Below are 25119 nucleotides of genomic sequence, written 5' to 3'. Positions count from 1 at the left end.
CTATAAATAGGCCGGGATTATAGAGGAAGAAACATCCTGCCACTCTTATCTGAAAGGCCGACTGGTTTTATCTGTAGGGCTGGTGATAATGCAACGGCTGCTTCTATCTTTATCGAGGGCCCTACAGCCTATGTGGTACGAAGGTTTTCTTGGCTTGTCGCCCTGGTCACTGGTGGCGGTCACCCTGCTGATGACCCATGTCACGATCATCAGTGTCACGGTCTACCTGCACCGTTACTCGGCTCACCGCTCCCTGGAGCTGAACGCCGGTCTCAAACATTTCTTCCGCTTCTGGCTGTGGCTGACCACAGGACAGAACACGCGCGAGTGGACCGCTATCCACCGCAAGCACCACGCCAAATGCGAAACCGTCGACGACCCCCACAGCCCGGTCGTCAAAGGCCTGTCCACCGTACTGCGCAAAGGCGCCGAACTGTACCGCGCCGAAGCGGAAAACCCGGAAACCCTGCGCATCTACGGCAAGAACTGTCCCGAAGACTGGATCGAACGCAACCTCTACAGCCGCTACCCACTCCTGGGCGTGGCGATCATGGGCGTGATCGACCTGTTGCTGTTCGGCACCATCGGCATCACCATCTGGGCCATCCAGATGATGTGGATTCCGGTCTGGGCCGCCGGCGTGGTCAATGGCCTGGGCCATGCCGTGGGCTACCGCAACTTCGAGTGCCGCGACGCGGCGACCAACCTGGTGCCCTGGGGCATCCTGATCGGTGGCGAAGAGCTGCACAACAACCACCATACCTACCCCAACTCGGCCAAGCTGTCGGTACGCAAATGGGAATTCGACCTGGGCTGGGCCTGGATCCAGGTGTTCCGCTTCCTGCGCCTGGCCAAGGTCCAGCGGGTCGCGCCGATTGCCCACCGGATCGAAGGCAAGGGCCATCTGGACATGGACACCGCCATCGCGATCCTCAACAACCGGTTCCAGATCATGGCTCAGTACCGCAGGCTGGTGATCGCACCGCTGGTCAAGCAGGAACTGGAAAAGGTCGATCATTCGGTACGCCACCAATTCCATCGGGCCAAGCGCCTGCTGTCGCGGGAAACCAGCCTTCTGGACGACCGTCACCATCTACGCATCCAGAACATGCTGGAACACAGCCAGGCATTGAAGGTGATCTACGAAAAACGCCTGGCGCTGCAGCAGATCTGGGCCAAGACCAGCAGCAATGGCCACGACATGCTGGCGGCCATCAAGGAATGGGTCCACGACGCCGAGGTCAGCGGTATCCAGTCCTTGCGGGACTTTGCCGATCAGCTCAAGACCTATTCGTTGCGGCCTGCTACGGCTTGAGCCCACTATCGTGGCAGGGGCTAAATCCCCTCGCCACATATTTGGCAGCCAAACCCCACCCCTTCGTCGCCTGAAAAGGAACTTCACCCCGAATCCCTTATCTCAAGAGCACTTCGCCATCCAGGCGGGCTTTGGAGCAAGCGCGTGCGAACCTTCAACAGTGCACGCTCGTTGAGATTTGTACCAATGGTCGACAAGAACCTGCAGGATTCAACCCAACCTCATTGGCCCGAGGCGGCTCAGACACTCATGGCGCTGATGCACGCCCAAGGCGAAGTGGCGCGCCTGAGCGAACGTGAACAGCTCTTCAGCTCATTGCTGGTCAGCGTTAACGCGGTGCTCTGGGCGTTCAATTGGGAAACCCGGCAATTACTCTACGTCAGCCCCGCCTACGAACGGATCTTCGGCCGGCCCGTCGGCCTGGTACTGGCCGACTTCAACGAATGGCGCGACGCAATCTACCCCGATGACCTGGACTATGCCGAGCGCAGCCTGGCCGAAGTGCTGGTCAAAGGTGCAGTGGAAGATCGCGAGTACCGCATCATCGCCGCTGATGGCCAGATCCGCTGGCTGAGCGACAAGTGTTTCATCAATCGCCAGGCCGAATCGGGGCAGCCGGTGATCGTGGTGGGCATCGCCGAAGACATCACCGAAAAGAAGCTGCTGGAAAGCGAACTGCAGCGACTGGCGACCACCGACGTGCTGACCCAGAGCAGCAATCGCCGGCACTTCTTCGAATGCGCCCACCGCGAATTCGAGCAGGCCCGACTGCAAGGGACGCCCATGGCATTCCTGCTGCTGGACATCGATGATTTCAAGGTGATCAACGACACCTACGGTCATCAGGAAGGCGACAGCGTGCTGCAGAAAATCGCCGAGAGCGGGCGGACCGTGCTCCGGCGCGGCGACCTGTTCGGACGGATCGGCGGCGAAGAGTTCGCCGCCGTATTCCCCGGCTGTGCGCCGGACATGGCAATGCAAGTGGCCGAGCGCCTGCAACGGGAAATCCAGCGCCTGACCTTCCGCAGCGGGGAGCAGGGTTTCGGTATCACCGTCAGCCAGGGCCTGACCAGCATCACCGACGAAGACCAGACCCTCGACAGCCTGTTCTCACGCGCCGACGCCGCCATGTACGAAGCCAAGCGCCAGGGCAAGAATCGGATCATCGTCGCCTGACCGACTTCCTACACAAGTACCCTGTGGGAGCGAGCCTGCTCGCGAAGCGGTCTGACAGTCACTGCATCGTTGAATGCAAGACCGCTTTCGCGAGCAGGCTCGCTCTCACAGGGCCGGATCTGCGGTTTTACTTCCTGCGCAAACGCATCAACTCCGGCAAACCGATCTTCAGCAGACGCGCCGTGCGCCCTCGGGCCAGTTCCTCAAGCCCTTCATGCTCGGTCAGGTGGGCCATTTGCGCCGCCATGTTCATCACCAGGGCCTCGCGGGAGTACACCCCGCCACCGAGGCCGTAGACCGCCGCGATCAACTCCCGCAGCTCCAGTGGCAAGCGCCAGCGGGTACGCAACGCCGAGCCGAAACCGGCGCCGAACTGCTCCAGGACATTCCCCACTTCCTCCGGCTCATCCAGTTCGCCATCGGCCTGCTTCCATTCTTCCAGACAGCGCAACACCGCCAGTTCACCCAGGCGATGCAGCAGCCCGGCGCAATAACAGCGCTCCTGCTCCAGATCCAGCAAGCGGGCCATCGTCCGGGCGTATTCGGCGGTGTGCAGCGACAACAGCCAATAACGCTCGGCATAGTCCGCCAGGAGGGGGTCATTGAGCCGGGCACAACGCTTGAGGGTCAATCCGAGGATCAGGTTCATGCTCTGCCCACTGCCGAGCTGGTGCAGCGCCTGGGCCACTGTCTGCACTGGACCGCCGCCCTGATGCTGGGCTGCGCTGTTGGCCGCGGCAATCAGCACGGCGGTGATCTGCGGGTCGGTGCGGATTTCCTCTTCCAGCAACTTCAGGTCCAGGCCGCCGGGGTTGAGGCTGCGTTTGACCGCCACTTGCACATCGGTCATCAGCGGCGCGCCTTCGGACAGCTCGCGCCGACGCTCAAGATAGGTTGCCAGGGTCTGCGCGGGCCCAGGAGCGGGCGCGTCGGCGGCGGCGTCTTCAGAGCCACTCAACAGCAAGCCTTGCAGACGTTGGGTCAGGTTTTCCCGGTTCAAGGGTTTGGTCAGATAAGCGGCCGGCGCCAGCGGCAATACCTCGCGTACGCTGGCGCTGTCATTGCGTCGACTCATCAGGATGAATGGCAACGGCGGGATGCGGTGCTGGTGGCGAAGGCCGCGCAGGATACTCAAGCCATCGACACCCGGCAGCTCCCAATCGGCGATCACCAGGTCGTAAGGATGGTGCGCCAACAACTCCAGCGCCTGTTTGCCCTCACTGCACGTGTCCACCCGCGCATCGCAGCGCAAGTCCGATAACACCTGTTCCAGCAACTCACGGGACGCCGGGTCGGCCTCGGCAATCAACACGCGAGGTACAGCGGGTAAATCCACAGCAGTCATGCGGCATCGCTCCCTTGCAATACCTGCACCTTAGACAATGGCCGTCGTTCCAGACAGCTCGAACCTTCAGGATAGGTGCCCGGACATGAAAAAACCCGCTAAAAGCGGGTTTTTTGTGGGTCAGCGCACAGCTCGCAGCATCAGAGCTCGGAGAAGCACTCTTCGATGATCGCCAGGCCTTTGTCCAGCTGTTCGTCGGGCGAGGTCAGCGGCACCAGCACACGCAGGACGTTGCCATAAGTGCCGCAGGACAACAGGATCAAACCCTTGTCACGCGCCTTGGCCACGACCTGGGCGACGGCAGCGGCGTTCGGCTTATGGGTATCACCGTTTTCGAACAGCTCCACGGCAATCATCGCGCCCAGGGCACGGACTTCACCGATCACCGGATACTTGTTCTGGATAGCCTTGAGGCCGCTGACCAGGCGTTCGCCCACGGCCTTGCAGCGATCCAGCAAGTGCTCTTCTTCGAACACTTCCATCACCGCCAGCGCCGCCGCGCAAGCGATCGGGCTGCCCGCATAAGTGCCACCCAGGCCACCCGGGGCGATGGCATCCATGTACTCGGCCTTGCCGCAGACACCGGCCAGCGGGAAGCCGCCAGCGATGGATTTGGCGAAGGTGGTCAGGTCAGCGGAAACACCCATCTGCTCCATGGCGAAGAAGGTGCCGGTACGGCCTGCGCCGGTCTGCACTTCGTCGGCGATCAGCAGAATACCGTGCTGGTCGCACAGGGCGCGCAGGCGCTTCATGAACTCCTTCGGCGCCACATAGAAACCACCCTCGCCCTGTACCGGCTCGATGATGATTGCAGCGATGTCACGTGGCTCCGCGTCGTTCTTGAAGATGCGCTCGATGCTGGCGATGGAATCATCGATGCTCACGCCGTGCAATTCGTTCGGGTACAGCGCACGGAAGATACCGCCGGGCATCAGGCCCATGCCGGCCGAGTACGGCACGACCTTGCCGGTCAGGCCCAGGGTCATCATGGTACGACCGTGGTAAGCGCCAGTGAAGGCGATCACCCCGGCACGGCCAGTGGCGGCGCGGGCGATCTTCACGGCGTTTTCCACCGCTTCGGAACCGGTGGTTACCAGCAGGGTTTTCTTGGCGAAGTCGCCAGGTACCTTGGCGTTGATTTTTTCGCACAGCTCCACGTACGGCTCGTAGGCCAGGACCTGGAAGCAGGTGTGGGTCAGCTTGTTCAGCTGTTCGGTCACGGCGGCGATGATTTTTGGGTGCACATGGCCGGTGTTCAGCACGGCGATACCGCCGGCGAAGTCGATGAATTCACGGCCTTCAACGTCGGTTACCGTGGCGTTCTTCGCCGATTCAGCGAAGATCGGGTGAATCTGGCCGACGCCGCGTGGAACGGCAGCGGTACGGCGGGCCATCAGATCAGCGTTAGTCTTGCTCATTACAGTCCTCATTCGCCGCTCATCGGTCGGCGTGGCTCAAGGATTTACACGGAGGGAATTCAACGGCGGCAGCATGCGATGATCGACTGCCACGGCGTTCCCGGCCGCAGAAAAAAGTGCAGTTTTGAAACGGCGCAAGGGGCAGCGCTCTCGTGCCCCTTGCGCTTGCAGCAGGATCAGATACCCAGGCAGAGGTATTTGATCTCCAGGTAGTCCTCGATGCCGTATTTGGAACCCTCACGGCCCAGGCCAGAGGCCTTGATGCCGCCGAACGGCGCGACTTCGTTGGAGATCAACCCGGTGTTGACGCCGACCATGCCGTATTCCAGGGCTTCGGCCACGCGGAACACACGGCCCAGGTCACGGGCATAGAAGTACGAGGCCAAGCCGAACTCGGTGTCGTTGGACATCGCGATCACTTCGGCCTCGTCTTTGAAGCGGAACAGCGGCGCCAGCGGACCGAAGGTTTCTTCCTTGGCCACGGCGGCGTTTTTCGGCACGTTGGTCAGGATGGTCGGCTCGAAGAAGTTGCCTTGCATCGGTTTGCCACCGGCCAGTACGGTCGCGCCTTTGCCAACGGCATCGGCGATGTGTTCCTGGACCTTGGCGACCGCTTTCTCGTCAATCAGTGGACCGGTGGTGGTGCCGTCTTCCAGACCATTGCCGATCTTGAGCTTGGCGACCGCGGCTTTGAGTTTTTCCGCGAATGCGTCGTACACCGCATCCTGGATGTACAGACGGTTGGCACAGACGCAGGTCTGGCCATTGTTGCGGTACTTGGAAATGATCGCGCCTTCGACGGCCTTATCCAGGTCCGCGTCGTCGAACACGATGAACGGCGCGTTGCCGCCCAGTTCCAGGGAGACTTTCTTGATGTCCTTGGCACATTCGGCCATCAACTGGCGACCGATTTCAGTCGAACCGGTGAAGGACAGCTTGCGCACGATCGGGTTGCTGGTCAGCTCGCCGCCGATGTCGCCAGCGCTGCCGGTGACCACGCTCAGCACGCCTTGCGGAATGCCGGCACGGTGCGCCAGTTCCACCAGGGCCAGGGCCGAGAACGGGGTTTGCGAGGCCGGCTTGATGACCATGGTGCACCCGGCGGCCAGGGCTGGACCCGCCTTGCGGGTGATCATCGCGGCCGGGAAGTTCCACGGAGTAATGGCGGCGGTCACGCCGATCGGCTGCTTGATCACGATCAGGCGCTTGTCCGGCTGGTGGCCGGGAATCACGTCACCGTAGATGCGCTTGGCTTCTTCGGCGAACCACTCGATGAACGACGCGGCATAGACGATCTCGCCCTTGGCTTCGGCCAGTGGCTTGCCCTGCTCCAGGGTCATCAGGCGACCGAGGTCGTCCTGGTTCTCGATCAGCAATTCATACCAGCGGCGCAGCTTGTTGGCGCGCTCCTTGGCGGTCAGCGCACGCCAGGCCGGCAGCGCCTTGTCGGCGGCTTCGATCGCACGACGGGTTTCGGCAGCGCCCATTTTCGGCACAGTACCCAACACTTCGCCCGTTGCCGGGTTGGTGACCTTGATCGTCTGACCATTGTCCGCATCGACCCAAGCGCCATCGATGAAGGCTTGCTGGCGGAACAATTGGGTGTCTTTAAGCTGCATGTCGGCTTTCCTTAACAGCACCGCGCGCACGCGGAGCGAATTAGAGTTGTAGAAAGGCGCCTTATGGGCTGCCGTCAGGGAAATCATTCACTGGGCTGAAGCACAGAAATAACGCACAACAAGCATAGACGTGCGGTTCAGCACCCAGACAAGAGCGTTTGAAATCTCAAACGAATCCTAGGGCCGATGGGGGTGAAGGACAATAGGCTGTTCGAAAAAAAGAACGAAAAAGACGAAATTGGCCGTTTTTTCTGATCAGCGTAGCCGACGCCCGCCCAAAGGCCGGAAAACAACGGCAAATCAGCAGCATGGACGCCCGCCACGCATGTGAGTATCATGGCGCCGCGTTGCACCAGTAGCTCAGCTGGATAGAGTACTGCCCTCCGAAGGCAGGGGTCGTGGGTTCGAATCCCGCCTGGTGCACCATACAGATGTTCAAAAGCCCCAATTCGCGAGACTTGGGGCTTTTTTGTGGGTGATCGTCTTCACGCTCGTAGGCAACCCAATACGAGCGGAGCACGACGCGAGGCGAGCAAAAGCCACGCCGGGTGTTGGCTACGGGCGGATACATAGCGTTCTGAACGCTGTTGCGCGCTTTCTTCCATGACGGCTACATTTAAAGATTGTCTGAACACAAAAAGCCCCGAGTCGTAAGACCTGAGGCTTTTTTATGGGTGATCGTTTTCACGCTCCGCGGGTATGAAATCAAATAAATCCCGGTGTCTACGTTCCAATCAATTCTAGGGATCGAGATTGACCTCAAGTTGCTCGGGAGCCGGCTCAATATCTCCCAGCGATCGCACCACAAGCCCGCACTTCTGAGCCTTGGAATAAAGCCCCGCATCATGAGTCCAGATTTCATCAGCATTGGTTGCCAGGGCAGTAGCAATGATCTGACGATCAAAACGTAACTTGGCTTTCGTTGCAGCAGGATCAAGTACCTTCAATTCGTTGTCATCAACCATACGGGCGCATTCGACCGCAGCGATCTGATCAAACGACACGATCTCAAAACATGAGAACCCGTTTATGACATCAAGGTGGCTCTGATGAAAACCCCGATCAATGCCAACCAGATACTCAGCCAACGCAGGCGTTGGAATCAGCACCGTCCCGCCCCTGGCGTCGACTAGCTCTATCAGAGCTTCCGCTCTCGCCATCGCTCTATCAACATTGTGGCCAGTGGCAGGATCAACCAAGACGATACCGTCTTTTGCATTTCCCAAGGCTTGGACAAGAACGTTGGTATCGAGAACTATGCGCACCTCAACCCCTTAGGTTTTGAATCGTTCCATGAGGGTCATCCATCTCACTCCAGGTGTTACCACCAAGTTCTTTAAGTTGGGTAACCGCACTACGCAAGGAGGCTTTTTCAAGCTTTTCATAGGACTGGATGAACATTTTTCGCAGCCGCCAGCCACCATGCGGCCGACTTTCCCATTCCCCCTTCCCATGAACCCGAACGTGCTTAAACAACAATTTGCCCAGTTGCTCGGCTAATGCTGTATCGGCCTCACACAGAAGGGTTTCGCCACCCGCGCCCTCGAGCCGAACAGGAACCGTCTCGTCTTTCCCGCCAACGATATACAGACGGCCTTGGACGCTACCTTGCTTGATGACAACCATAGGAGGAGGGGCAGCCTTAGCTTTGGGAAACTGAAGAATGTTCGCATCTGCGGCTTGCAAGACACCATCGACTCGATCCTGCTCCATCAATGCCGATAGCTGCGCGTACGCTTTTCTTGCGCGCTTAGGGCCAACTCCCTGAGCTGCTTCACGGACCCGGTTTAATACATGGGGGTACTTCTCATCTTCCACCCAAGTATTAAGGCAGACGCAGCCTTCGGTAACAGAGTCAAAATGAACATTATCTTGCGAGCCAAAAAGCTCAGCGAGCTCGCATAGATAATCCGTCAAGCGAGCCATCGAGAGCTTGCTTGGATCGGTTCCGTCGAGTTCGAGCATCAGCTTTTTCATGCTGGCGAGTATAGTTCCGCTCATGTGATCCTGCTACGCCTGCATTTGTAACCCTATGCTCGAGTATCAACGGCTTATGGCGACACTGTGCCAGCACCCTCGACATTCCGACTCACTACCTCCAACAAATCCGAGCCCTCTCGCAAAAGCAGATACGCAGCATTGGTGAAACGATACAAATCACCATCGTCGATACCCTTGATCGTGACCGAGGTGATGCTCTCCAGAAGATCTGTCCCAGCCCTGATGCGATTAAGCGCACTCTCGACCAGCATCCCAGTAGGCATCTGGCTGTCGATGAGCAGAACGGGGCAATCAGGATTGTTGGTTTGCAACGGTACGTAATGCGACATGTCGAGACTCCTTGTCAGACGAACCGATAGGTGGATAAGTCGATACAGCAGCCAAACCGGCATCGCGTCTATCTGAGACAGATAGGCGATCCTGCCGTGTTCGAACCTTACTTTTCCGGCTTTTGAACCAAGATAACTGAAAATCAGATATCTGAAAAGTAGATATAGCCTGAAAATCGAATTACCACAGACGCCGCCATGACCAAAGCTATCTATCGACGCGAACACGATGTCTTTCTTCAGGTACTCAAGCGCACGCGTATCGCTTCCGGGCTGACGCAGGCGCAATGTTCAGCGGCGCTGGGCAGGCCACAGTCGTTCATGAGCGATGTGGAACGAGGGGTAAGAAGGTTAGATACGGTTCAGTTGCGAGACCTGTGTTTAGTACTGGGCACGAACCTGACGAGCTTCTCTGCTGATTACGAAGCAGCTCTCAACGACGAGTAGTTCTCTCAGCCTCTGCGAAAACAGTTTTTTCGAAAGCCCAGGTCGTTACGACTCAGGGCTTTCTATAAAGATTGATTTCCACTCAACGCTTGCGCAACGCCTCCAGCCGCGCCGGCAAGTCTTCCTTGGGAAAGCGCTTGTGCAGCGCAAGCAGCTTCTTATCCGCCGCCTTGGTCTCTCCCGCCTGACGCAACCGCAGGATTTCCAGCAATCCCTGCTCCAGCGAAGGGGCTGCGGCGGGTACGGACTTGCTCTTTTTCGCCATGGGTTCATCTGCCTGGACCTGCACAGGCTTCTCCGGGGCCTGGCTCAGTTCGCCCATTGGCGCCGCCATGCGCGCCAATGGTGCCGGGGCAGCGGGGGCTGCTGGCGCGGGGGCAACGGCAAGCTCCTGCCGGGCAGCGGAATAATCCAGTGAAGCCGGCGCAGCCAGGTCGTCCCTTGGTACCGGCGAGCGCAGTACCAGGCCAATCATCAGCGCCACACCGGCCACGGTGGCGAACGCCACCTGCCAGCGCGGCCGTTGGCAGGCCTGCAGCCAACGTTGCCACAGGCTCGGCCTGGGCGCCGGCGCTTCGCGGCGGGCGGTGGCCAGGATGAAGGCGTCCAGGGACGCGGGGGGCTCGCCGCTGGCGTGTTGGCGGAAATGCTCGACCAGCGCTTCGTCAGCGGGATCCGGGGTCTGTCGGGAGTCAATCATGCGGGTACCTCCTCGGCCAGCAGCCGGTGCAATTTCTGCTGGGCGTAACGCAAACGGCTCTTTACTGTTTCCAGCGGGACGCCGGTCAGGGCGGCGATCTGCGGCAGTTCCAGGTCGCCGTGCAGGCGTAGCAAGAAGACTTCGCGCTGGTCTTCTGGCAAGGCTTGCAATGCGGCTTCCAGGCGTCCCTGATCGCGGCTCAGGCTCAACTGTTGTTCCGGGCTGTTGGCGTCGTCGGTCTGGACGTGAAGCTGCTCGTCATAGCTGTCATGCAATGGATTGTGAACACCGTGCCGGCGCCAGTGATCGATCAAACGGTTGCGGGCAATCTGGAACAGCCAGGTACGAAAACTCGCCCGTCCTTGTGGCTGGGTGCTGCTGCGGATCAGGCTGAGCCAGGTGTCCTGGAACACTTCTTCGGCCAGCTCGGCCTTGTTGCTCAAGGCTATGAGGAAACGATAGAGCCCCTGCCGATGCCGCGCATATAGGATTTCAAAACTGGCGCCATCACCGTCGCGGTAGCGGGCCAGCAACGATTCGTCGCTGACTGAGTCAATCGGGGCGGGCATTTGGGTGGCGGACTCCTTCCAATTGAAATGTGATTCTGTACACAGCACAGGTCCACTGTGGGAACCGGGCTTGCCCTAAATGCCAGTCAGTTAAGGATCAAACGGCGCAACACCTGTGGGAGCAAAGCTTGCTCGCGATAGCGATGGACCCGTCAACATTGTTGCTGACTGACTTACCGCAATCGCGGGCAAGCCTTGCTCCCACAAGCCCGGCTCCCACCATTAATCTTCAGGAGCCGTGCTTGACCTCAGGCTTGAGGCTCTGCGCCAGCTCAACCATCTGCACGAACTCGGCACGCAGCCCGAACGGGTCATCGCCCCGCGCAGAACGGGCCAACTGAGCGGTGTCCTTCAAGCTCATCGCCCCAGTGTAGCGCCCCTCACCCTTGAGCTGCTGTGCAAAGGCTGCCACCGCGGCCGAGAAACGCAGGTCATCGCTGGCCTTGCCTTCGCCCTGGGCGCTGGCGATCGGATGTTCGATCAGCCGGCTGCTGCCGCCTTCAGCGGGTTTGTAGCGTACCCGCAACATTGCCAGCTCACCGGCCTTGCCTTCCTGCTTGGGCTGCGGGCTGGCATAGCGCAGCGGCTCCAGCCAGCCCTGCTCACCTTTTGGCACGATTTCGTACAACGCCGTCACCGTGTGCCCGGCACCGATTTCGCCAGCATCGACCTTGTCGTTGTTGAAGTCCTCACGTTTCAGCGCGCGGTTCTCATAACCCAGCAGGCGATACTCGCTGACCTGGGCGGGGTTGAACTCCACCTGCAACTTCACATCCCGCGCCACCACCGCCAGGGTCGAGCTGAGCTGGTCCACCAGCACCTTGCGCGCTTCGAGCAGGTTGTCGATGTAGGCGTAGTTGCCGTCGCCGGCATCGGCCAGTTGCTCCATCAGGTGTTCGTTGTAGTTATCCACACCGAAACCCAGGGTCGTCAGGGATACGCCACTTTTACGCTGATCCACCGCCATCTGCTTGAGGCTGTCGAAATCACTGACGCCGACGTTGAAGTCGCCATCGGTGGCCAGCAGGATGCGATTGATGCCGTTGTCGATAAAGCTCTCGCGGGCCATCTGGTAAGCCAGCTCGATACCCGAGGCGCCCGCAGTGGAGCCTCCGGCATTCAACTGATCGATAGCGTTGCGGATCTTGGCCTTGTCGCGACCCGAGGTGGGTTTGAGCACCACCCGCGACTCACCGGCATAGACCACCAGGGACACCCGGTCCTGATCCCGCAATTGGTCCACCAGCAGTTTCAACGTGCTCTTGACCAGCGGCAGGCCTTCGCGACGGTCCATCGAGCCGGACACATCCACCAGGAAGACCAGGTTGGCCGGCGCCAGGTCCGCCACGGCGCGGTCGGAAGCCTTGATGCCGATGCGCAGCAAACGGGTATGAGGGTTCCAGGGCGATGGCGCTACTTCGGTGGTCACGCCAAAAGGCGAACCATCGGTGGGCAGCGCGTAGGTGTAGGGAAAGTAGTTGACCATTTCCTCCAGTCGCACAGCCCCTTCGGGCGGCAGACTGCCCTGGTTGAGGAACCGTCGCACATTGGCGTAGCTACCGGTATCGACATCCACGCTGAAGGTCGACACCGGTGTTTCGGCAACGCTGTGGATGGGATTGTCCGGCAGTTTTTCATATTGCTCCCGCGGCTCGCTGCGGTAATCAGCGATGGCGGCATCGTTTGCCACCAGTAGCGAACCAACCGGCGCCGGCGCGGCCATGCGCTTGACCTGAGACGGCGCGGGGGCGATCTCGCGTTGCAGTTCGGGCTTGGCGGCCGCTGCGGCGGGTTCGGCGGTTCTGGCGGGCTCTCGGGACGAAGACAACCCACAACCCGCCAGCGCCACCAATAAGGTCACGGCGAAGCCCTGGGCTGCAGGACGAAGAAATGGATAGGGGCGGGACATGGTCTGAACCTCGTGAGTGGATGATCCGTTCACAAGCTCAGACGAGGGAGATTTGCGGTTCGGGTTAATGATTGGAAAATTTTTTTACAGGATCAGAAGAACAAGGCCTGGCCATCCGGAAATAGACCAGGCGGTTGACTATAAGTTGATCAATCCGAACCGTACTTGGGCGAACGTGGTCCGTACAGGATCCCGGTGCGCTGCCCGGCCGACAGCAACCGTGCGCTGGCAATACCGGCAATTGGATGACCCGCGTCAGTGGAGCTGTTGATCACTTGCTTGACCGCCGCCGTGATCAGCATGCCGACCAGCCCACCGGCGTTGCTATTCCCGCCCTCCTCGCTGGACGCACGAGCGGAGCCAGTCCACAGGGTGGTGCCGCTGCGCAGGTCCACCAGTTTGGCCGAAGCGGTGACGGCCGTTTCACTGGAGATCAGCATGTAACGGGTGCCATATTCACTGATGGTGATGTACAGCGCCGCGTCCGCGCCGAAAATGTCATGCAGCTTGGCCGGGGCTACGCCCTGGATATCGTTCGGTGTTGTCAGGCCGTTCTGGCGAAAGGTTTCATCCACCAGGGCAATCGGCAACACGTAGTAACCCGCTTCGGCCAACGGGTAGGTCACTTGGGAAACCAGGCTATAGGAGGCCTGCACCTCAGGGGATTCGTTGATCGGCGGCAACACCAGGATCGACTTGGGGCGAGCCTGTTTGAAGGCCGAATAGTCGATGGTCTTGGGGGCTGCACAACCGGCCAGCAACGCCACGGCCAGCAGAGTGCCCAGCCATTTCAAAAGGCTCATTTGACGTCTCCGGTCTTGGCGTTCTTGAGCAGCATGTCCATGTAAGTCGCGGACTCAGGGAACAGCGCCTTTTCGGTGCGCAACTCCTGCACCATCTGGTCATCCTTGCCCATGCTCAGGTACAGCATGCCCAGGTGGGCATGGTAGCCCGGCGGGACCTTTCGGCCACTGGCGTTGATCTTCTGCAGATCCCGCTCCAACGCTTCGACCTGCGCTTCCTTGGGCTCACCCTTGAAGTACTCGTAAACCTGCGGCTGGTAGCTTTCCCATTGATACAGAGTTGTAGGGGCCGTCTGACACCCAGCGACCGTTGCGACTGCTGTTAGCGTCAACGCCAACTTCACTGCCTTGCTCATCCTTGTACTGCTCCATGAAATGCTGCTGATCAGTTGCGTGGGTTCCAGGCGCCGGCGTTGATGCCGTCCACCAGGCGGTTGATTGCCTCGCGCATGGCCAGGTCCAGGACCTTGCCATTGAGAGTGGAGTCATAGCTGGCGGTGCCGCCGAAGCCGATCACTTCACGGTTGGACAGAGCGTATTCACCCGCGCCCTGGGTGGAATACACCACTTCGGAAGTGCTGATATTGACGATATTCAGGTTGACCTTGGCGTAAGCCACCTGGGTCTTGCCACGACCGAGGATGCCGAACAGCTGGCGGTCGCCGGTCTCTTTGCGACCAAACTCGGTCACGTCACCGGTCACTACGTAATCAGCACCCTTGAGCTTCTGCGCGGTGCCTTTGATCGCGGCCTCCTGGGAGATCTCACTCATGTTGTCGCGGTCCAGCACGCTGAAGCGATTGGTCTGTTGCAAATGGGTGATCAGGATGGTCTTGGCCTGACCGCCAAGACGATCGACACCATCGGAAAAAATCCCGCGCATGTAGCTGGAGCGGTTATCGAACTTGCCTACGGCAATCGGCACGCGCACACCGGAATAGACGACACCGGCACTGGCAACTTTCTCGATCGGCAACGCACGGGAGCTTTCCGAGGCACAACCGGCCACAGTCAGCAACGCTGCGGCGGCGAGGCCTGACAGCAAAATTTTGAACAATGTCTTCACGGGGTACTCCTGGGGTAAGAATCAGCGTTGCGTGGGGTCAAAAAATTCAACGAGACGGAATGGCCTGCAAGTCATCGACAATAAAGCGGCCCAACGCGCTGGTGTAATAACCCTCGACATCGGAGTTACCCTGGTTGGTCAGCGCGCCCAGCATGCTTTTCATCCCTATCGGGCCTCTGAGCATCAGTCCCTCACGGGCCTGGGCAAAGTGCAACACCTCGGCATCGGCCTTCTTCACCTTGACCTGATAACTGAAATCGACGCTGGCAAGGTACGTACCGTCGGCGACGATCTTGTTCATGAAGCCGCCCTGGGTGTCCTGGATGCGGCGCGCGTAAACGGTGTTCACGTCCAGCAGATAGTCCGCTGTTTCCCGGCTGGAGGCATAGCGATTGGCATCGAGCAGACGCAGGACCAGATCGCAGTTCAATTGTTCGCGAACGGTTTCGTCAGGCAGGAAGCGTTCATTCTTGCCGACAACTTCAACGTTGAAGGTGTCGATCCAGTAGGTGGCGGTCTTGGGGATCGCGACCGGCGTGGGAGAAATGTAGTAATCGGGCTTGGAGGCACAACCCGCCAGGAGGCAGAGGACCACAAATGTGGCGAGAAAGCGCATATCGAAATTCGTCCCTGAAGAGTTGATGGTAAAGCGCGGTGGATTTTACGGAGTCTGGAGGGCTTCTCAAGCTGTTTAGGCGACAGTGCTGTCTGACGCTCTCCCCCGGAAGCAAAAAGCCCCGGCCGTTATGAACCGGAGCTTTGGTTGGCACATGAGTCGCAACGGGGAAATCCAATCATTCGACCCAGATTTCCACCACTGTTTTCCCTTGCCCGCGTCCTTCGGCCACTTGCACAAACGCGTCATTGACCTCGCCCAGGCCAAACCGCTGCGGATCCACCTTGATCCGCAGTTTTCCGGCCTCAACCAGCCCTGCCGCCTCCCGCAGGATCTGGCCATGGCGCTCTCGCCCCTTGCCGGTCAGCAAGGGCATCAAGGTAAATACGCCAGAATAACTCGCGCCACGAAACGACAATGGCGCCAGGCTGTGTTGTCCCCAGCCCAGGCAGCTGAGGACGTGGCCAGTGTAGGTCTTCACGGCGTTGAACGACGCGTCCAGGGTCGGGCCGCCGACCGTGTCATAAACGATGTCGAAGCCCTCGCCATCGGTGTGCAGGCGTACGTAGCTGTCGGTGTCCTCGGATCGGTAGTCAATGGCCGTCGCGCCCAGTCCGCGGATGAAATCCAAGCTGCCGACCGAGCCGGTGGCATAGACCTCGGCGCCCCGGGCCCGGGCGATCTGCACCGCCATTTGACCGACACCGCCCGCGCCGCCATGGATCAGCACTTGCTGGCCAGCCCGGACATTGGCGCGATCCACCAATCCCTCCCAAGCCGTGATGAAGACCAGCGGCAGTGCCGCCGCCTCCCGCATGCTCAGTGAAGCGGGCTTGGGGGCGATCAGGCGAGCATCGACGGCAATGTATTCGGCCAGGGCACCTTGGGCGCCGCCGATACCACCCGCCATGCCGAATACCTCCTCGCCGGGGGCGAAGTCATTCACACCTTCCCCCAATGCTACGACCGTCCCGGCCAGGTCAATCCCTAGTACGGCGGGCAGTGGCTGACGAGCATGGGCACCGCCACCTGCCGCGATCTTGGTATCCAGCGGATTGATTCCTACAGCGTGGACCTTGATCAAGACCTGTCCCTTGCCCGGAACAGGTCGGGAAATGTGACGGACGACCAGCGGGGCCTGGGTAGTTTCGGCGACGGCAGCGGACATGGTGTTGTTCATGACGGTAAACCTCCAATGAGTGGGTAGGTTCATATTGCGAGTGCCGACGTATTCCGATAAGTAAGCAACAATGGATAGGATTTATTCCTCACACAGGCCAAATCCCTATGGATCTGTTCGATGCAATGTAGGTGTTCGTACGGGTGGTGGAGCGCGGCTCGTTCTCGGCCGTCGCCAGGGAACTGAACCTGGGTCAACCGGCGGTGAGCAAGCAGATCCGTGGGTTGGAGAAACACCTGGGCGGAGCGCTGTTTGCCCGCAGCACCCGCTATCTGGCGTTGACCGACCAAGGCCAGCGTTTCTATGCCCAGAGCAAGGAAATCCTCGCCAGCCTGGATACTGCCCGGCTCAGTTTCGCCAGCGGCCAGGAACAGGTCGCCGGCCCCCTGCGGGTGGCGGCGCCGGTGAGTTTCGGGCGGTTGTGCATTGCCCCCCTGGTGGGTGATTTCCTGGCGCGTCATCCACAGGTCCGGATCGACCTGAGGCTGAGCGATCACCATGAGGATGTGCTGAAGGAAAACATCGACGTGGCCATTCGTATCGGCGCAGTCAAGAACGAAGGACTGGTAGCCCTGAAGCTCGGCGAGAGCCCACGCCGGGTGTATGCCTCCCCCGCCTACTTGCAACGGCACGGCACACCGCTCGAACCGTCTGACCTGTCCCGCCATAACTGCCTGGGGTTTACCCTGCTGGAGCATTATGACGCCTGGCAATTCGACCACCATGGCGAGCAACATCACGTGACGATCAAGGGCAACGTCACCAGCAACAGCAGCGAAGCGATCCGGGAAATGGTGCTGTGCGGGTTAGGCCTTTCGCTTTCACCCCAGTGGTTGTTCGCCGCCGACGTTCGCCAGGGAACCGTGACCAACGTGCTAACCCATTATCAGCCGACGGCATTGCCCATCCACGCGGTATTCAGCCAGGACCGACGCCGCTCGGCACGTACCCGGGCTTTTGTGGATTTCTTGCGTGAACGCCTTTGAAGGCCGGTTCACCGGACCTGCAGAGGCGCCTGAGCAGGACTAGGCGTCACAGGCCAATGAAGGCTGCGCCGACTTCACTGGGCGTCGCGAAAAAAACATCGCCGCCACGACGCCCACCGCCCCCATCACCACGCTATACCCCACGCACACCCACGGGCTCCACGGCACCAGCGCGATCAGCACCAGCGGCGTGACACTCGCCCACAGTGCATAGGCGATGTTGTAGGTGAACGAGATCCCGGAGACGCGAATCTTCGGCGGGAACAGGTTGACCATCACCGAAGGCACCGCGCCGACCACGCCGCAACCCAGGCCGGCCACGGCATAGGCCAGGCCCAGCCAGGCACCGCCGTTGATCAGGCTGGCGTAGAGCACGGAGATGCCCAGGGGCAGCAGCAGGCTGTAGAGCATGACGCTGCGCCAGGCGCCGATGCGGTCGACGATGAGGCCGGCCAGGACACAGCCGATGTTCAGGAAGACGATGCCCAGGCTGCTCAAGGCGAAGGTCTGGCCGGGCGTCATGCCGAAGCTTTTCTGCATCACGGTCGGGGTAATGACCACGAACACCACCACGGCGGAGGTCAGCACGCAGGTCAGGATGACGGCGGGCAGCAAGGCCTGTCGATGGTCCCGCAGCACCGTGCGCAATGGCAGTTCCGCCGCGCCTTCACGGTTGGCTTGCAAGGCCATGAAGATCGGCGTTTCGCTCAGCCAGCGACGCAGCCAGACACCGATGACACCGAAGACCCCGCCCAGCAGGAACGGCATGCGCCAGGCGTAATCGAGGATCTCCGTTGGTGTGTAGATACGGGCCAGCGCCGTGGCGGTCAACGCGCCGAGCAAGTAGCCGAAGGTCAGGCCGGCCTGGAGGAAGCCCAGGGCGTAGCCGCGATGGTGAAGCGGTGCATGTTCGGCCACGAACACCCAGGCGCTCGGCACCTCACCGCCCACCGCCGCGCCCTGCAGGATGCGCAGCGCCAACAGCAGCAGCGGTGCGAAATAGCCGATTTGCGCGTAGGTCGGCATCACGCCGATGAGCAGACATGGCAAGGCCATCATCAGGATGCTCAGACTGAATACCCGCTTGCGTCCCAGACGATCCGCGAAGTGCGCCATGAGGATGCCGCCCAGTGGCCGCGCCAGGTAGCCGGTGGCGAAGATCCCGAAGCTTTGCAGCAAGCGCAGCCAGTCGGGCATTTCCGGTGGGAAGAACAACTGGCTGAGAGTCAGGGCGAAGAAGACGAAGATGATGAAATCGTAGATCTCCAGCGCCCCGCCCAAGGCGGCAAGCCCCAGGGTCTTGTAGTCGGACCGGCTGAACCGGTCGCCTGGCGGATGGGTGATGGTGGTCATGGGCAGATTTGACTATCAGGTTGCTGGAATGGCGGGGTGCCGTCGCGCTGGACCCCGACCATAAGGTTCACATGGCCTGGATCAGCGATGGTAACGCCGCACAACGCTGCTGTTGCGCAACACGTGACCGTTGATCTTTTCCATCAGTTGGGCACGGGTCAGCCCCGCGGGCAACGCATCCGGTGGCAGGTCCAGGGCGAAGAGCTGGATCAGGTAGTGATGAGCGCTGTCGCCTATGGGCGGGCAAGGACCGATATATCCGTGGGTATTCTTGCTGTTGATACCGCTCATGCCTTCCAGCGTGGTCTTGCTGCCTGCCCCCGTGGGTATTTGCCGCGTGGTGGCCTTGATGCCGTAATGCACCCAGTGGTCGACGCCCTGGCCCCTTTGGCCATCCGGGTCCAGCATGACGATGGCGTAGCTAAGGGTACCCGGCGGGCCAGCGTTCCAGCTCAAGGCAGGAGAAATGTTCTTGCCGCCGCAACTGTTGGCGTCACTGGCAGCCGCAGCAGTGAAAAGACGGTTATCCGACACGCCGGGGATACTGAGGGTGAAGCGCTCCTCGGCCTGGACAGCCCCTTGTGCGCACAGCACCAGGGCGAAGGCTGCCAGCCAAGGAGTGAGGGAAGTCAATCGGGTCATACCGGGCACCTTATGCGGGTCAGGCCATGGACGGCCTGCGCACTATAGCCTCAGCGCCGCCCGGGTTGCAGTGACAATTATGCTGAACCTCGCCCCAACCGGCCGACTCCAATGAGAAACGCCTGCCGGAGACCGACCATGCCCTTGCATCAAGTCGCCCGCTTCGCGGATGTACGCGAAGACCGCGGCCTCGAAGTCAAGATCAACGAAACGACCCTCCTGTTGCTGCGCGTGGGCGACCAGGTTCGCGCCTTCCAGGGCAAATGCCCGCACGCCGGCGCACCGCTGGCCAAGGGTGCGGTGTGTCACGGCAGGCTGATCTGTCCCTGGCACAAGGCGGCCTTTCGGGCCGAAGACGGCGCGCTGTGCGAACCGCCGGCCCTCGACAGCCTGGAGCGTTATCACGTCGAGGTGCGCGACGGCGACATCTGGGTCGATGACCAACCGTTGCCCGCCGAGAAAATCCCCCCAGCCGACGACCCGCGCACCTTCGTCATCATCGGTGCCGGGGCCGCCGGCACGGCATGCGCCGCGGCATTGCGCGATAAAGGCTTCGGCGGCCGGATTCAACTGATTGATCGCGAAACCGACGCCGGGTATGACCGCACGGTGCTGAGCAAATACGTGCTGGCCGGGGACATGAGCGTCGAGGAGACACCTGCGCTTCGGGATGAAACTTACTTCACCCAGCAACGCATCGAACGGATTCATGGCGAGGTCGTGAGCCTGGATACCACCTCTCGCCAGATTCGCCTGGCCGATGGGCAGTCGCTGGGCTACGACGCTACGCTGATCGCCACGGGTGGAACGCCCAGGACGCCGGACCTGCCCGGCATCGACCTGCCCCAGGTATTCGTGCTGCGCTCGATGGAACACGCAAGGCACATCCTCGACAGCGCCCGGCCGGGGCAACGGGCGGTGATTATCGGTGACAGTTTCATTGCCATGGAGGTCGCCTCGTCGCTGCGCAAACGGCAGCTGAGCGTCACTGTCCTGGCCCGTCATCCCGTGCCGTTCGCGGCGCAGTTGGGCGACAGTGTCGGCCAAGCTATTCTGGCCCGGCATCGAGCCAACGGCGTGGTGTATCACACCGGTGGCGAAGCGGCGCGAATCGAAGGCGCCGGCAAGGTTGAGGCCGTAGTGCTGGATAACGGCCAGCGCTTTGCGGCGGACCTGGTGATTGTCGGCATCGGCGTGCGCCCGGCCACCGAACCGTTCGCCGATTTGCCACAGGAAGGGGACCAGTCATTGACCGTCGACGCCGGCATGCGCGTGACCGATGGCGTATGGGCCGTCGGCGATATCGCAACATTTCCTCTCAGCGGCGAACCCCGGCGAATCGAACACTGGCGCCTGGCCCAGCAACAGGCCCGAATCGCGGCAGCGAATATGCTCGGTGGTGAAGAGCATTACCTGGACGTGCCGTTTTTCTGGACCTATCACTTCAGTAAACGCTACGACTACCTCGGCCATGCCGAACAATGGGATGAGGTGCAGTTCAAGGGCACTCCCGAGCAGCCGCCCTTCATCGGCCTGTTGGGCAAGGATGGCCTCGTTGCCGCGGCGGTGGCCTGCGACGAAGGCCGGGCCATGGCGGCGCTGGCCCAACGCATGAAACAACCGCTGCCGGTGGATGAGGCGTGGCGGTTGATCAGGGATTTCTCAAGCGCCTGATCCATCGCCTTCGCGAGCAGGCTCGCTCCCACAGGAATTGATGTTGAACACCAAGCTTGTCGACAACGCAGCTTAATGTGGGAGCGAGCCTGCTCGCGATGGCGTCGGCGGTGTCTACATCGAATTATCGGCCGGAAGCTGGATAACCCGTGCCTGCTCCAACGGCGCCAGGGGTGGTGGTTGCAATTCCTTGCTCAACACATGGAAGTGCGGCACCACGTGGCTGATGTCCCCGTCCTGGTTATTGTGGATGATCTTGGAACCTGGCCGACGCAGGGTGTCCAGGCGTTCGTCGGTCAATTTGAAACTGTCGCTCAAACCCCGATCATCGACCACCGGCGCCGGCAGTCGACGCTGGGCGAAACTTTGGCTTTTGCGCTGCTGATAACGCGCCCAGCCAATCAGAATGACTGCATTGACCAGCGCCACCCAGCCATAGATCTGTAACGTCCCGAGGGTGTCCAGCCACGTGCCGCCCAAGCGCGGTCCGGCGTGACTGTCGAACAGCGGCCAGAGTCCGTTGACCAGCAGGTACAGCAGCCCGACCCACGCCAACACGGTGAAGAACACATCGATGAGCACCAGAAAGGGCCTTTGCCGGGTCCTGATAATTTTCATCGGATCACTTCCTCTTCTTCATCAGCAAACGGTTTGATTCCCCGATCCGGGCTGACCCAGCGCGCACGCTTCTGATGCTGCCCGAACAAGACTTTCGGAAAACTCACCAGGGTGGTGAACAGACTGATCAACCAGAACACCAACGGGTACCAGACCACCCAGAACATGATGTGCCACAGGCCCTTTTCATAACGGCGATCGATGAGGATGCTCACCGCGAATTGAATCAGGCACACCACCGCCAGCAACAGGCCGGTGAAAGCCGGCGGCATGAGATGCTCGACCGCAATGGCCGCCGGCATCTCGACGAATTTACCCGCGCCCCAGAACACCACCGACAGCAGGAACGTGAATGCCCACCCCGTGGACAGGCAATATTCGAACAGCAGCGGCCACAGGTAGCGATGGCGGTATTGCCAGATGCCACGGATATTCTTGAACAGCACCTCGGCACCGCCCTGGGCCCAGCGCAACCGTTGCCGCCACAGGCCGCGCAGGGTTTCGGGCATGAGGATCCAGCACAGCGCACGGGGCTCGTAGAAAATGCTCCAGTGGTCCAGTTGCAGCTTCCAGCTGATGTCGATGTCTTCGGTGATCATGTCCGGGCTCCAGTAGCCGACCCGGTGCAGGGCCGTGCGACGGAAGGCGACGATCACGCCGGAGACGGTGAAGATCCGCCCGAAAACCCGCTGGGTGCGCTTGATCAGGCCGATGATCGAGGAGAACTCGCCGACCTGTACCCGACCCACCAATGTCGAGCGGGTGCGGATACGCGGGTTGCCGGTCACCGCGCCAAGACGGGCGTTCTCCAGCATCGGCGCGACCAGATAGGCGCAGGTATTGGGCGCCAGCAGTGCATCGCCGTCGATGCACACCAGGTATTCGCTGCGAGCCGCGATGGCGCCCATGCGCAGGGCCACGGCCTTGCCCTGGTTCTCCGCCAGGTGCAGCACCCGCAGACGTGGATCTTCCAGCGCCAACAGATCGAGGACCTGGCCGGTGTTGTCCTTGGAACCATCGTTGATGGCGATGACTTCGATGTTCGGGTAATGCTGGCCCAGCGCCGCGTGAATGGTGTCGGCGACGTTGTCGCCCTCGTTGAAGCAAGGCACCAGGATGCTGATCAGCGGCTCGCCGGCCAGCGGCGGTGGCAAGGTGTCGTCCTTCCACGGCCAATGGCGCTCCCAGTGCAGCCAGAAATACAGGCCACCGGCAATCCACAGGCCGGACATGAACAGCGGGTAGAAGAACACGAAGTCCATCAGGAATTGCCCGGTGACCAGGAAGATCAGGCCCAGGGGCACCCCAAGGACGATCGCCAGCACCAGCAGGGCGAGCAGTCTGTCGAGCATGTCAAGGATTCCACTTGTTGGAGAGCGCCGGCCGCACGGTTTTCACCGCCGGCAGGTCTTCGATGAAGTTGTCCGGGTAGTAGCCGAAACTGGTCACGCCCTGGCGCTTGAGGCGTCCCATCCAGTCGGCCAGTTGTTCACCCTCGATATCGCTGACCGGTTTGCTGTCCCAGTCACGGGCCTGCAACTCGAACACCGTGCGCTTGAGGGCACCGGGGCGGCTCTTGACGGTCTGGACCAGGCGCTCCAGCCACGGGCCGGACTGCTCACGGGTCTGTTTCTCCATCAACGGCATGGCCATCGGTGCCGTCCAGTCATAAGCGCCGAGGAAGTCATCGAGGTTCTGGGCGAACCAGGCTTCGCTTTCGGGATTGAGCATCGGCTCGGCAAAGATATTGCGCGCTGTCAGCACCTGGGGGCCACGAATCGCCCGGACCTTGGCGGTGAGCTCACGGGTGAAGTCGATCAGGTAGCGGCTCTTGAAGCGGGTCCAGCGTTGCATCGCAGCCGGGTCTTCGCGCAGAGCGGCGATAGATGTCGGCAGGCCGTTGGCGGCATAGACTTTCAGGGCGGCGGGACCGGCATCCTCGAAGTCGGAGAACACCGCATCGTCGTGGTACAGAACCCCGTCCACCGAGCTCATCCGCGCCAGGTCTTCGTAGATCTCGCCGATGGCTTTGCGCACATTCGGATCGAACGGCGACAAACGCACGTACTGGTCCGGGGCGACACCGGTCTTGCCGGTTTCCGGATCCCAACGCTGCACACGCGGCAGCTTCGCATCCAGGGCAAAACTGAGCACCGGCATCCAGGCATAGACCTTGGCATTGGCCCGCGTGCGCAACTGCCACGCAACCCGGTCGAACAGATCGGCCCGTACTGGCAGATGACGGTTGGGAAAATACAGCGAGTGCACCAGGCCATCGCCTTTCGGATCGGCGAACGCCTGGAGGAATACCGTGTTGGCGCCCAGGTCGTAGATGCGCTGGATCAACTTGCCGACGTTGGCTTCCTGCTGCACGGGGTCCGGGTCGTAGACGTAGTCCAGGTCGACATGGACCACGCGCATCGGGTCCATCGTCTGTACGGACACGATGCTTTCGGCGAAATGTGCGCCATCCGGATCGGAGGCCACCAAAAACCGCGGCCCGCTCATCAGGTTATCGAGGCTGTCGAGGCCGTCTTCAAGGGTCAGGGCCATTTGATAACCCTCATTGCCGATCACTTGCAGCGCGGTGCCGTCGGCCTCCCCGTAAGGCCAGACCCAGATTCGCGGACGGTAGCCGGTGACCTTGCGGATTTTCTCCGAGATCGACGCCACGTCCTGGCGCAGGCGTGCCTGGAAATCGGCCTCGGTTTCATAGCGGCCGGTAGCGGGATCGTAGCGCCGGGAAGTGGCCGCGGGTTGCTGGTTGCCTTGCGGGTTGGCGATTATGCCTTTGTGATTGGCGTCGGTGTGGGCCGCGATCTCCACCAGGCCCGATTTCGACACTTCGCGAATCTGCTCCCAGGTCAGGAACTCGGAACGCTTGCGCGGCACCCCGGCGAAATCCACCGGTTGGTTCAATGGCGTATCTATCCAACTGCCCACCGGCGCCAGGATCGCCGGCCAGTTATAGGCGCGCAGGATCGGCATGACCCGGGTGTAGAAACTCGCATAGCCGTCGTCGAAACTCAGCAGCACCGCACGCGGCGGTAGCTCGGGGCCGCCGTTACGGGCGTTGATGATCTGGTCCACGGTGACCGGCTGGTAGTTGTTTTCCCGCAGCCACGCCAGTTGTTCGATCAGTCGCTCGGTGCGCACGGCCACCAGCGCCTGGTCCGGATCGAGGTCCTCGACGTCGTGATAGGCGATACCGAGCACATGGTTCTTTGGCCACGGCTCGTCGTTGGCCGCCAGGGGCCGTTGCGAGGGCGGCGTGAACGCCGGGGCCTGCTGGGCACACGCGCTGATCAGCAAGACCCCCAGCAGAAGGATGAATCGCGAAATGACAGGCATCT

24 protein-coding genes and 1 tRNA gene are annotated in these 25119 nt (G+C 60.8%); 6 read left to right on the top strand and 19 right to left on the bottom strand.

What is annotated here, in order from left to right:
• Nucleotides 1-130: 130 nt before the first annotated feature.
• Nucleotides 131-1315 (top strand): delta-9 fatty acid desaturase DesA, encoded by a 1185-nt coding sequence (desA, locus tag LOY35_RS00860; RefSeq protein ID WP_258629703.1) that lies wholly within the window; start codon nucleotides 131-133, stop codon nucleotides 1313-1315.
• Nucleotides 1316-1501: 186 nt separating this feature from the next.
• Nucleotides 1502-2491 carry a sensor domain-containing diguanylate cyclase gene (locus LOY35_RS00855; RefSeq protein WP_139650279.1) on the top strand — a complete coding sequence of 330 codons (990 nt, stop codon included), beginning with the start codon at nucleotides 1502-1504 and terminating at the stop codon, nucleotides 2489-2491.
• Nucleotides 2492-2618: 127 nt separating this feature from the next.
• Here the strand turns inward: LOY35_RS00855 and LOY35_RS00850 are convergent, their stop codons facing one another.
• The 3 genes from LOY35_RS00850 to gabD all read right to left on the bottom strand — a co-directional run bounded on the left by LOY35_RS00850 (nucleotide 2619) and on the right by gabD (nucleotide 6873).
• Nucleotides 2619-3836 (bottom strand): response regulator, encoded by a 1218-nt coding sequence (locus tag LOY35_RS00850; RefSeq protein ID WP_258629702.1) that lies wholly within the window; start codon nucleotides 3834-3836, stop codon nucleotides 2619-2621.
• A gap of 140 nt (nucleotides 3837-3976) precedes the next feature.
• On the bottom strand, nucleotides 3977-5254 hold the full coding sequence (gene gabT, locus LOY35_RS00845) for a 4-aminobutyrate--2-oxoglutarate transaminase (protein WP_258629700.1): 1278 nt from the start codon (nucleotides 5252-5254) through the stop codon (nucleotides 3977-3979).
• Between the two features lie 176 nt (nucleotides 5255-5430).
• Nucleotides 5431-6873: an NADP-dependent succinate-semialdehyde dehydrogenase gene (gabD, locus tag LOY35_RS00840; protein WP_258629698.1), complete on the bottom strand. Its 1443-nt coding sequence runs from the start codon at nucleotides 6871-6873 to the stop codon at nucleotides 5431-5433.
• A gap of 349 nt (nucleotides 6874-7222) precedes the next feature.
• On the opposite strand from gabD, the gene LOY35_RS00835 reads away from it, so the two are divergent.
• Nucleotides 7223-7299: transfer RNA gene (locus LOY35_RS00835), tRNA-Arg, on the top strand.
• A gap of 314 nt (nucleotides 7300-7613) precedes the next feature.
• Here the strand turns inward: LOY35_RS00835 and LOY35_RS00830 are convergent.
• From LOY35_RS00830 to LOY35_RS00820, 3 genes are read right to left on the bottom strand one after another with little or no spacing between them, the layout of a single operon-like run.
• Nucleotides 7614-8138, bottom strand: a complete 525-nt coding sequence (locus LOY35_RS00830; RefSeq protein WP_175386621.1) for a PIN domain-containing protein — start codon at nucleotides 8136-8138, stop codon at nucleotides 7614-7616.
• 1 nt (nucleotide 8139) lies between these two features.
• A complete protein-coding gene (locus tag LOY35_RS00825) occupies nucleotides 8140-8874 on the bottom strand; it encodes a hypothetical protein (protein ID WP_215008382.1) in 735 nt (244 codons plus the stop codon).
• Nucleotides 8875-8924: 50 nt separating this feature from the next.
• Entirely contained in the window at nucleotides 8925-9203 is a 279-nt protein-coding gene (locus tag LOY35_RS00820) for a hypothetical protein (protein WP_258629691.1), read from the bottom strand.
• 198 nt (nucleotides 9204-9401) lie between these two features.
• Between LOY35_RS00820 and LOY35_RS00815 the strand changes: the two genes are divergently transcribed.
• Nucleotides 9402-9650 (top strand): helix-turn-helix domain-containing protein, encoded by a 249-nt coding sequence (locus LOY35_RS00815; protein ID WP_024780364.1) that lies wholly within the window; start codon nucleotides 9402-9404, stop codon nucleotides 9648-9650.
• Between the two features lie 82 nt (nucleotides 9651-9732).
• On the opposite strand, the gene LOY35_RS00810 is transcribed toward LOY35_RS00815, so the two are convergent.
• From LOY35_RS00810 to LOY35_RS00775, 8 genes are all read right to left on the bottom strand, one after another.
• On the bottom strand, nucleotides 9733-10350 hold the full coding sequence (locus LOY35_RS00810) for a hypothetical protein (RefSeq protein WP_258629686.1): 618 nt from the start codon (nucleotides 10348-10350) through the stop codon (nucleotides 9733-9735).
• Nucleotides 10347-10919 carry an RNA polymerase sigma factor gene (locus LOY35_RS00805; RefSeq protein WP_258629683.1) on the bottom strand — a complete coding sequence of 191 codons (573 nt, stop codon included), beginning with the start codon at nucleotides 10917-10919 and terminating at the stop codon, nucleotides 10347-10349. The genes LOY35_RS00810 and LOY35_RS00805 overlap by 4 nt, the downstream gene beginning before the upstream one ends.
• A gap of 229 nt (nucleotides 10920-11148) precedes the next feature.
• A complete protein-coding gene (locus LOY35_RS00800; protein WP_258629680.1) occupies nucleotides 11149-12828 on the bottom strand; it encodes a VWA domain-containing protein in 1680 nt (559 codons plus the stop codon).
• Nucleotides 12829-12977: 149 nt separating this feature from the next.
• Nucleotides 12978-13631, bottom strand: coding sequence for a DUF799 domain-containing protein (locus LOY35_RS00795; protein WP_258629679.1), 654 nt, complete (start codon nucleotides 13629-13631; stop codon nucleotides 12978-12980).
• On the bottom strand, nucleotides 13628-13987 hold the full coding sequence (locus LOY35_RS00790; protein WP_258629677.1) for a DUF4810 domain-containing protein: 360 nt from the start codon (nucleotides 13985-13987) through the stop codon (nucleotides 13628-13630). Before LOY35_RS00790 ends, LOY35_RS00795 begins: the two co-directional genes overlap by 4 nt.
• Before the next feature lie 29 nt (nucleotides 13988-14016).
• Complete coding sequence (locus tag LOY35_RS00785) at nucleotides 14017-14697, bottom strand: CsgG/HfaB family protein (RefSeq protein WP_258629676.1); 681 nt, start codon at nucleotides 14695-14697, stop codon at nucleotides 14017-14019.
• Nucleotides 14698-14743: 46 nt separating this feature from the next.
• The gene (locus LOY35_RS00780) at nucleotides 14744-15313 is read right to left on the bottom strand and encodes a hypothetical protein (protein ID WP_258629674.1); all 570 of its coding nucleotides are present in this window, start codon (nucleotides 15311-15313) and stop codon (nucleotides 14744-14746) included.
• Nucleotides 15314-15491: 178 nt separating this feature from the next.
• Complete coding sequence (locus LOY35_RS00775) at nucleotides 15492-16493, bottom strand: zinc-dependent alcohol dehydrogenase family protein (protein ID WP_258629671.1); 1002 nt, start codon at nucleotides 16491-16493, stop codon at nucleotides 15492-15494.
• A 131-nt stretch (nucleotides 16494-16624) separates the two neighbouring features.
• Between LOY35_RS00775 and LOY35_RS00770 the strand changes: the two genes are divergently transcribed.
• Nucleotides 16625-17479, top strand: a complete 855-nt coding sequence (locus LOY35_RS00770; protein ID WP_258629669.1) for a LysR family transcriptional regulator — start codon at nucleotides 16625-16627, stop codon at nucleotides 17477-17479.
• Nucleotides 17480-17518: 39 nt separating this feature from the next.
• On the opposite strand, the gene LOY35_RS00765 is transcribed toward LOY35_RS00770, so the two are convergent.
• Together LOY35_RS00765 and LOY35_RS00760 are read right to left on the bottom strand one after the other, a co-directional pair.
• Nucleotides 17519-18832, bottom strand: a complete 1314-nt coding sequence (locus tag LOY35_RS00765; protein ID WP_258629666.1) for an MFS transporter — start codon at nucleotides 18830-18832, stop codon at nucleotides 17519-17521.
• A gap of 81 nt (nucleotides 18833-18913) precedes the next feature.
• A complete protein-coding gene (locus LOY35_RS00760; protein WP_258629664.1) occupies nucleotides 18914-19474 on the bottom strand; it encodes a YbhB/YbcL family Raf kinase inhibitor-like protein in 561 nt (186 codons plus the stop codon).
• Between the two features lie 138 nt (nucleotides 19475-19612).
• On the opposite strand from LOY35_RS00760, the gene LOY35_RS00755 reads away from it, so the two are divergent.
• On the top strand, nucleotides 19613-21148 hold the full coding sequence (locus LOY35_RS00755) for an FAD-dependent oxidoreductase (protein ID WP_258629663.1): 1536 nt from the start codon (nucleotides 19613-19615) through the stop codon (nucleotides 21146-21148).
• A gap of 114 nt (nucleotides 21149-21262) precedes the next feature.
• Here the strand turns inward: LOY35_RS00755 and pgaD are convergent, their stop codons facing one another.
• Genes pgaD through pgaB form a run of 3 tightly spaced genes read right to left on the bottom strand, consistent with a single transcriptional unit; the run spans nucleotide 21263 to nucleotide 25117 of the window.
• Nucleotides 21263-21766, bottom strand: a complete 504-nt coding sequence (gene pgaD / locus LOY35_RS00750) for a poly-beta-1,6-N-acetyl-D-glucosamine biosynthesis protein PgaD (RefSeq protein WP_258629661.1) — start codon at nucleotides 21764-21766, stop codon at nucleotides 21263-21265.
• Nucleotides 21763-23118 (bottom strand): poly-beta-1,6-N-acetyl-D-glucosamine synthase, encoded by a 1356-nt coding sequence (gene pgaC, locus LOY35_RS00745; RefSeq protein WP_258629655.1) that lies wholly within the window; start codon nucleotides 23116-23118, stop codon nucleotides 21763-21765. The genes pgaD and pgaC overlap by 4 nt, the downstream gene beginning before the upstream one ends.
• A gap of 1 nt (nucleotide 23119) precedes the next feature.
• The gene (gene pgaB, locus LOY35_RS00740) at nucleotides 23120-25117 is read right to left on the bottom strand and encodes a poly-beta-1,6-N-acetyl-D-glucosamine N-deacetylase PgaB (protein ID WP_258629653.1); all 1998 of its coding nucleotides are present in this window, start codon (nucleotides 25115-25117) and stop codon (nucleotides 23120-23122) included.
• Nucleotides 25118-25119 lie beyond the last annotated feature (2 nt).

It is taken from the genome of Pseudomonas sp. B21-028, from assembly GCF_024749045.1.
Classification (GTDB): Bacteria; Pseudomonadota; Gammaproteobacteria; order Pseudomonadales; family Pseudomonadaceae; genus Aquipseudomonas.
Note: the sequence above shows the minus strand (reverse complement) of the source record. Positions and strands in the feature narration are given on the sequence as shown.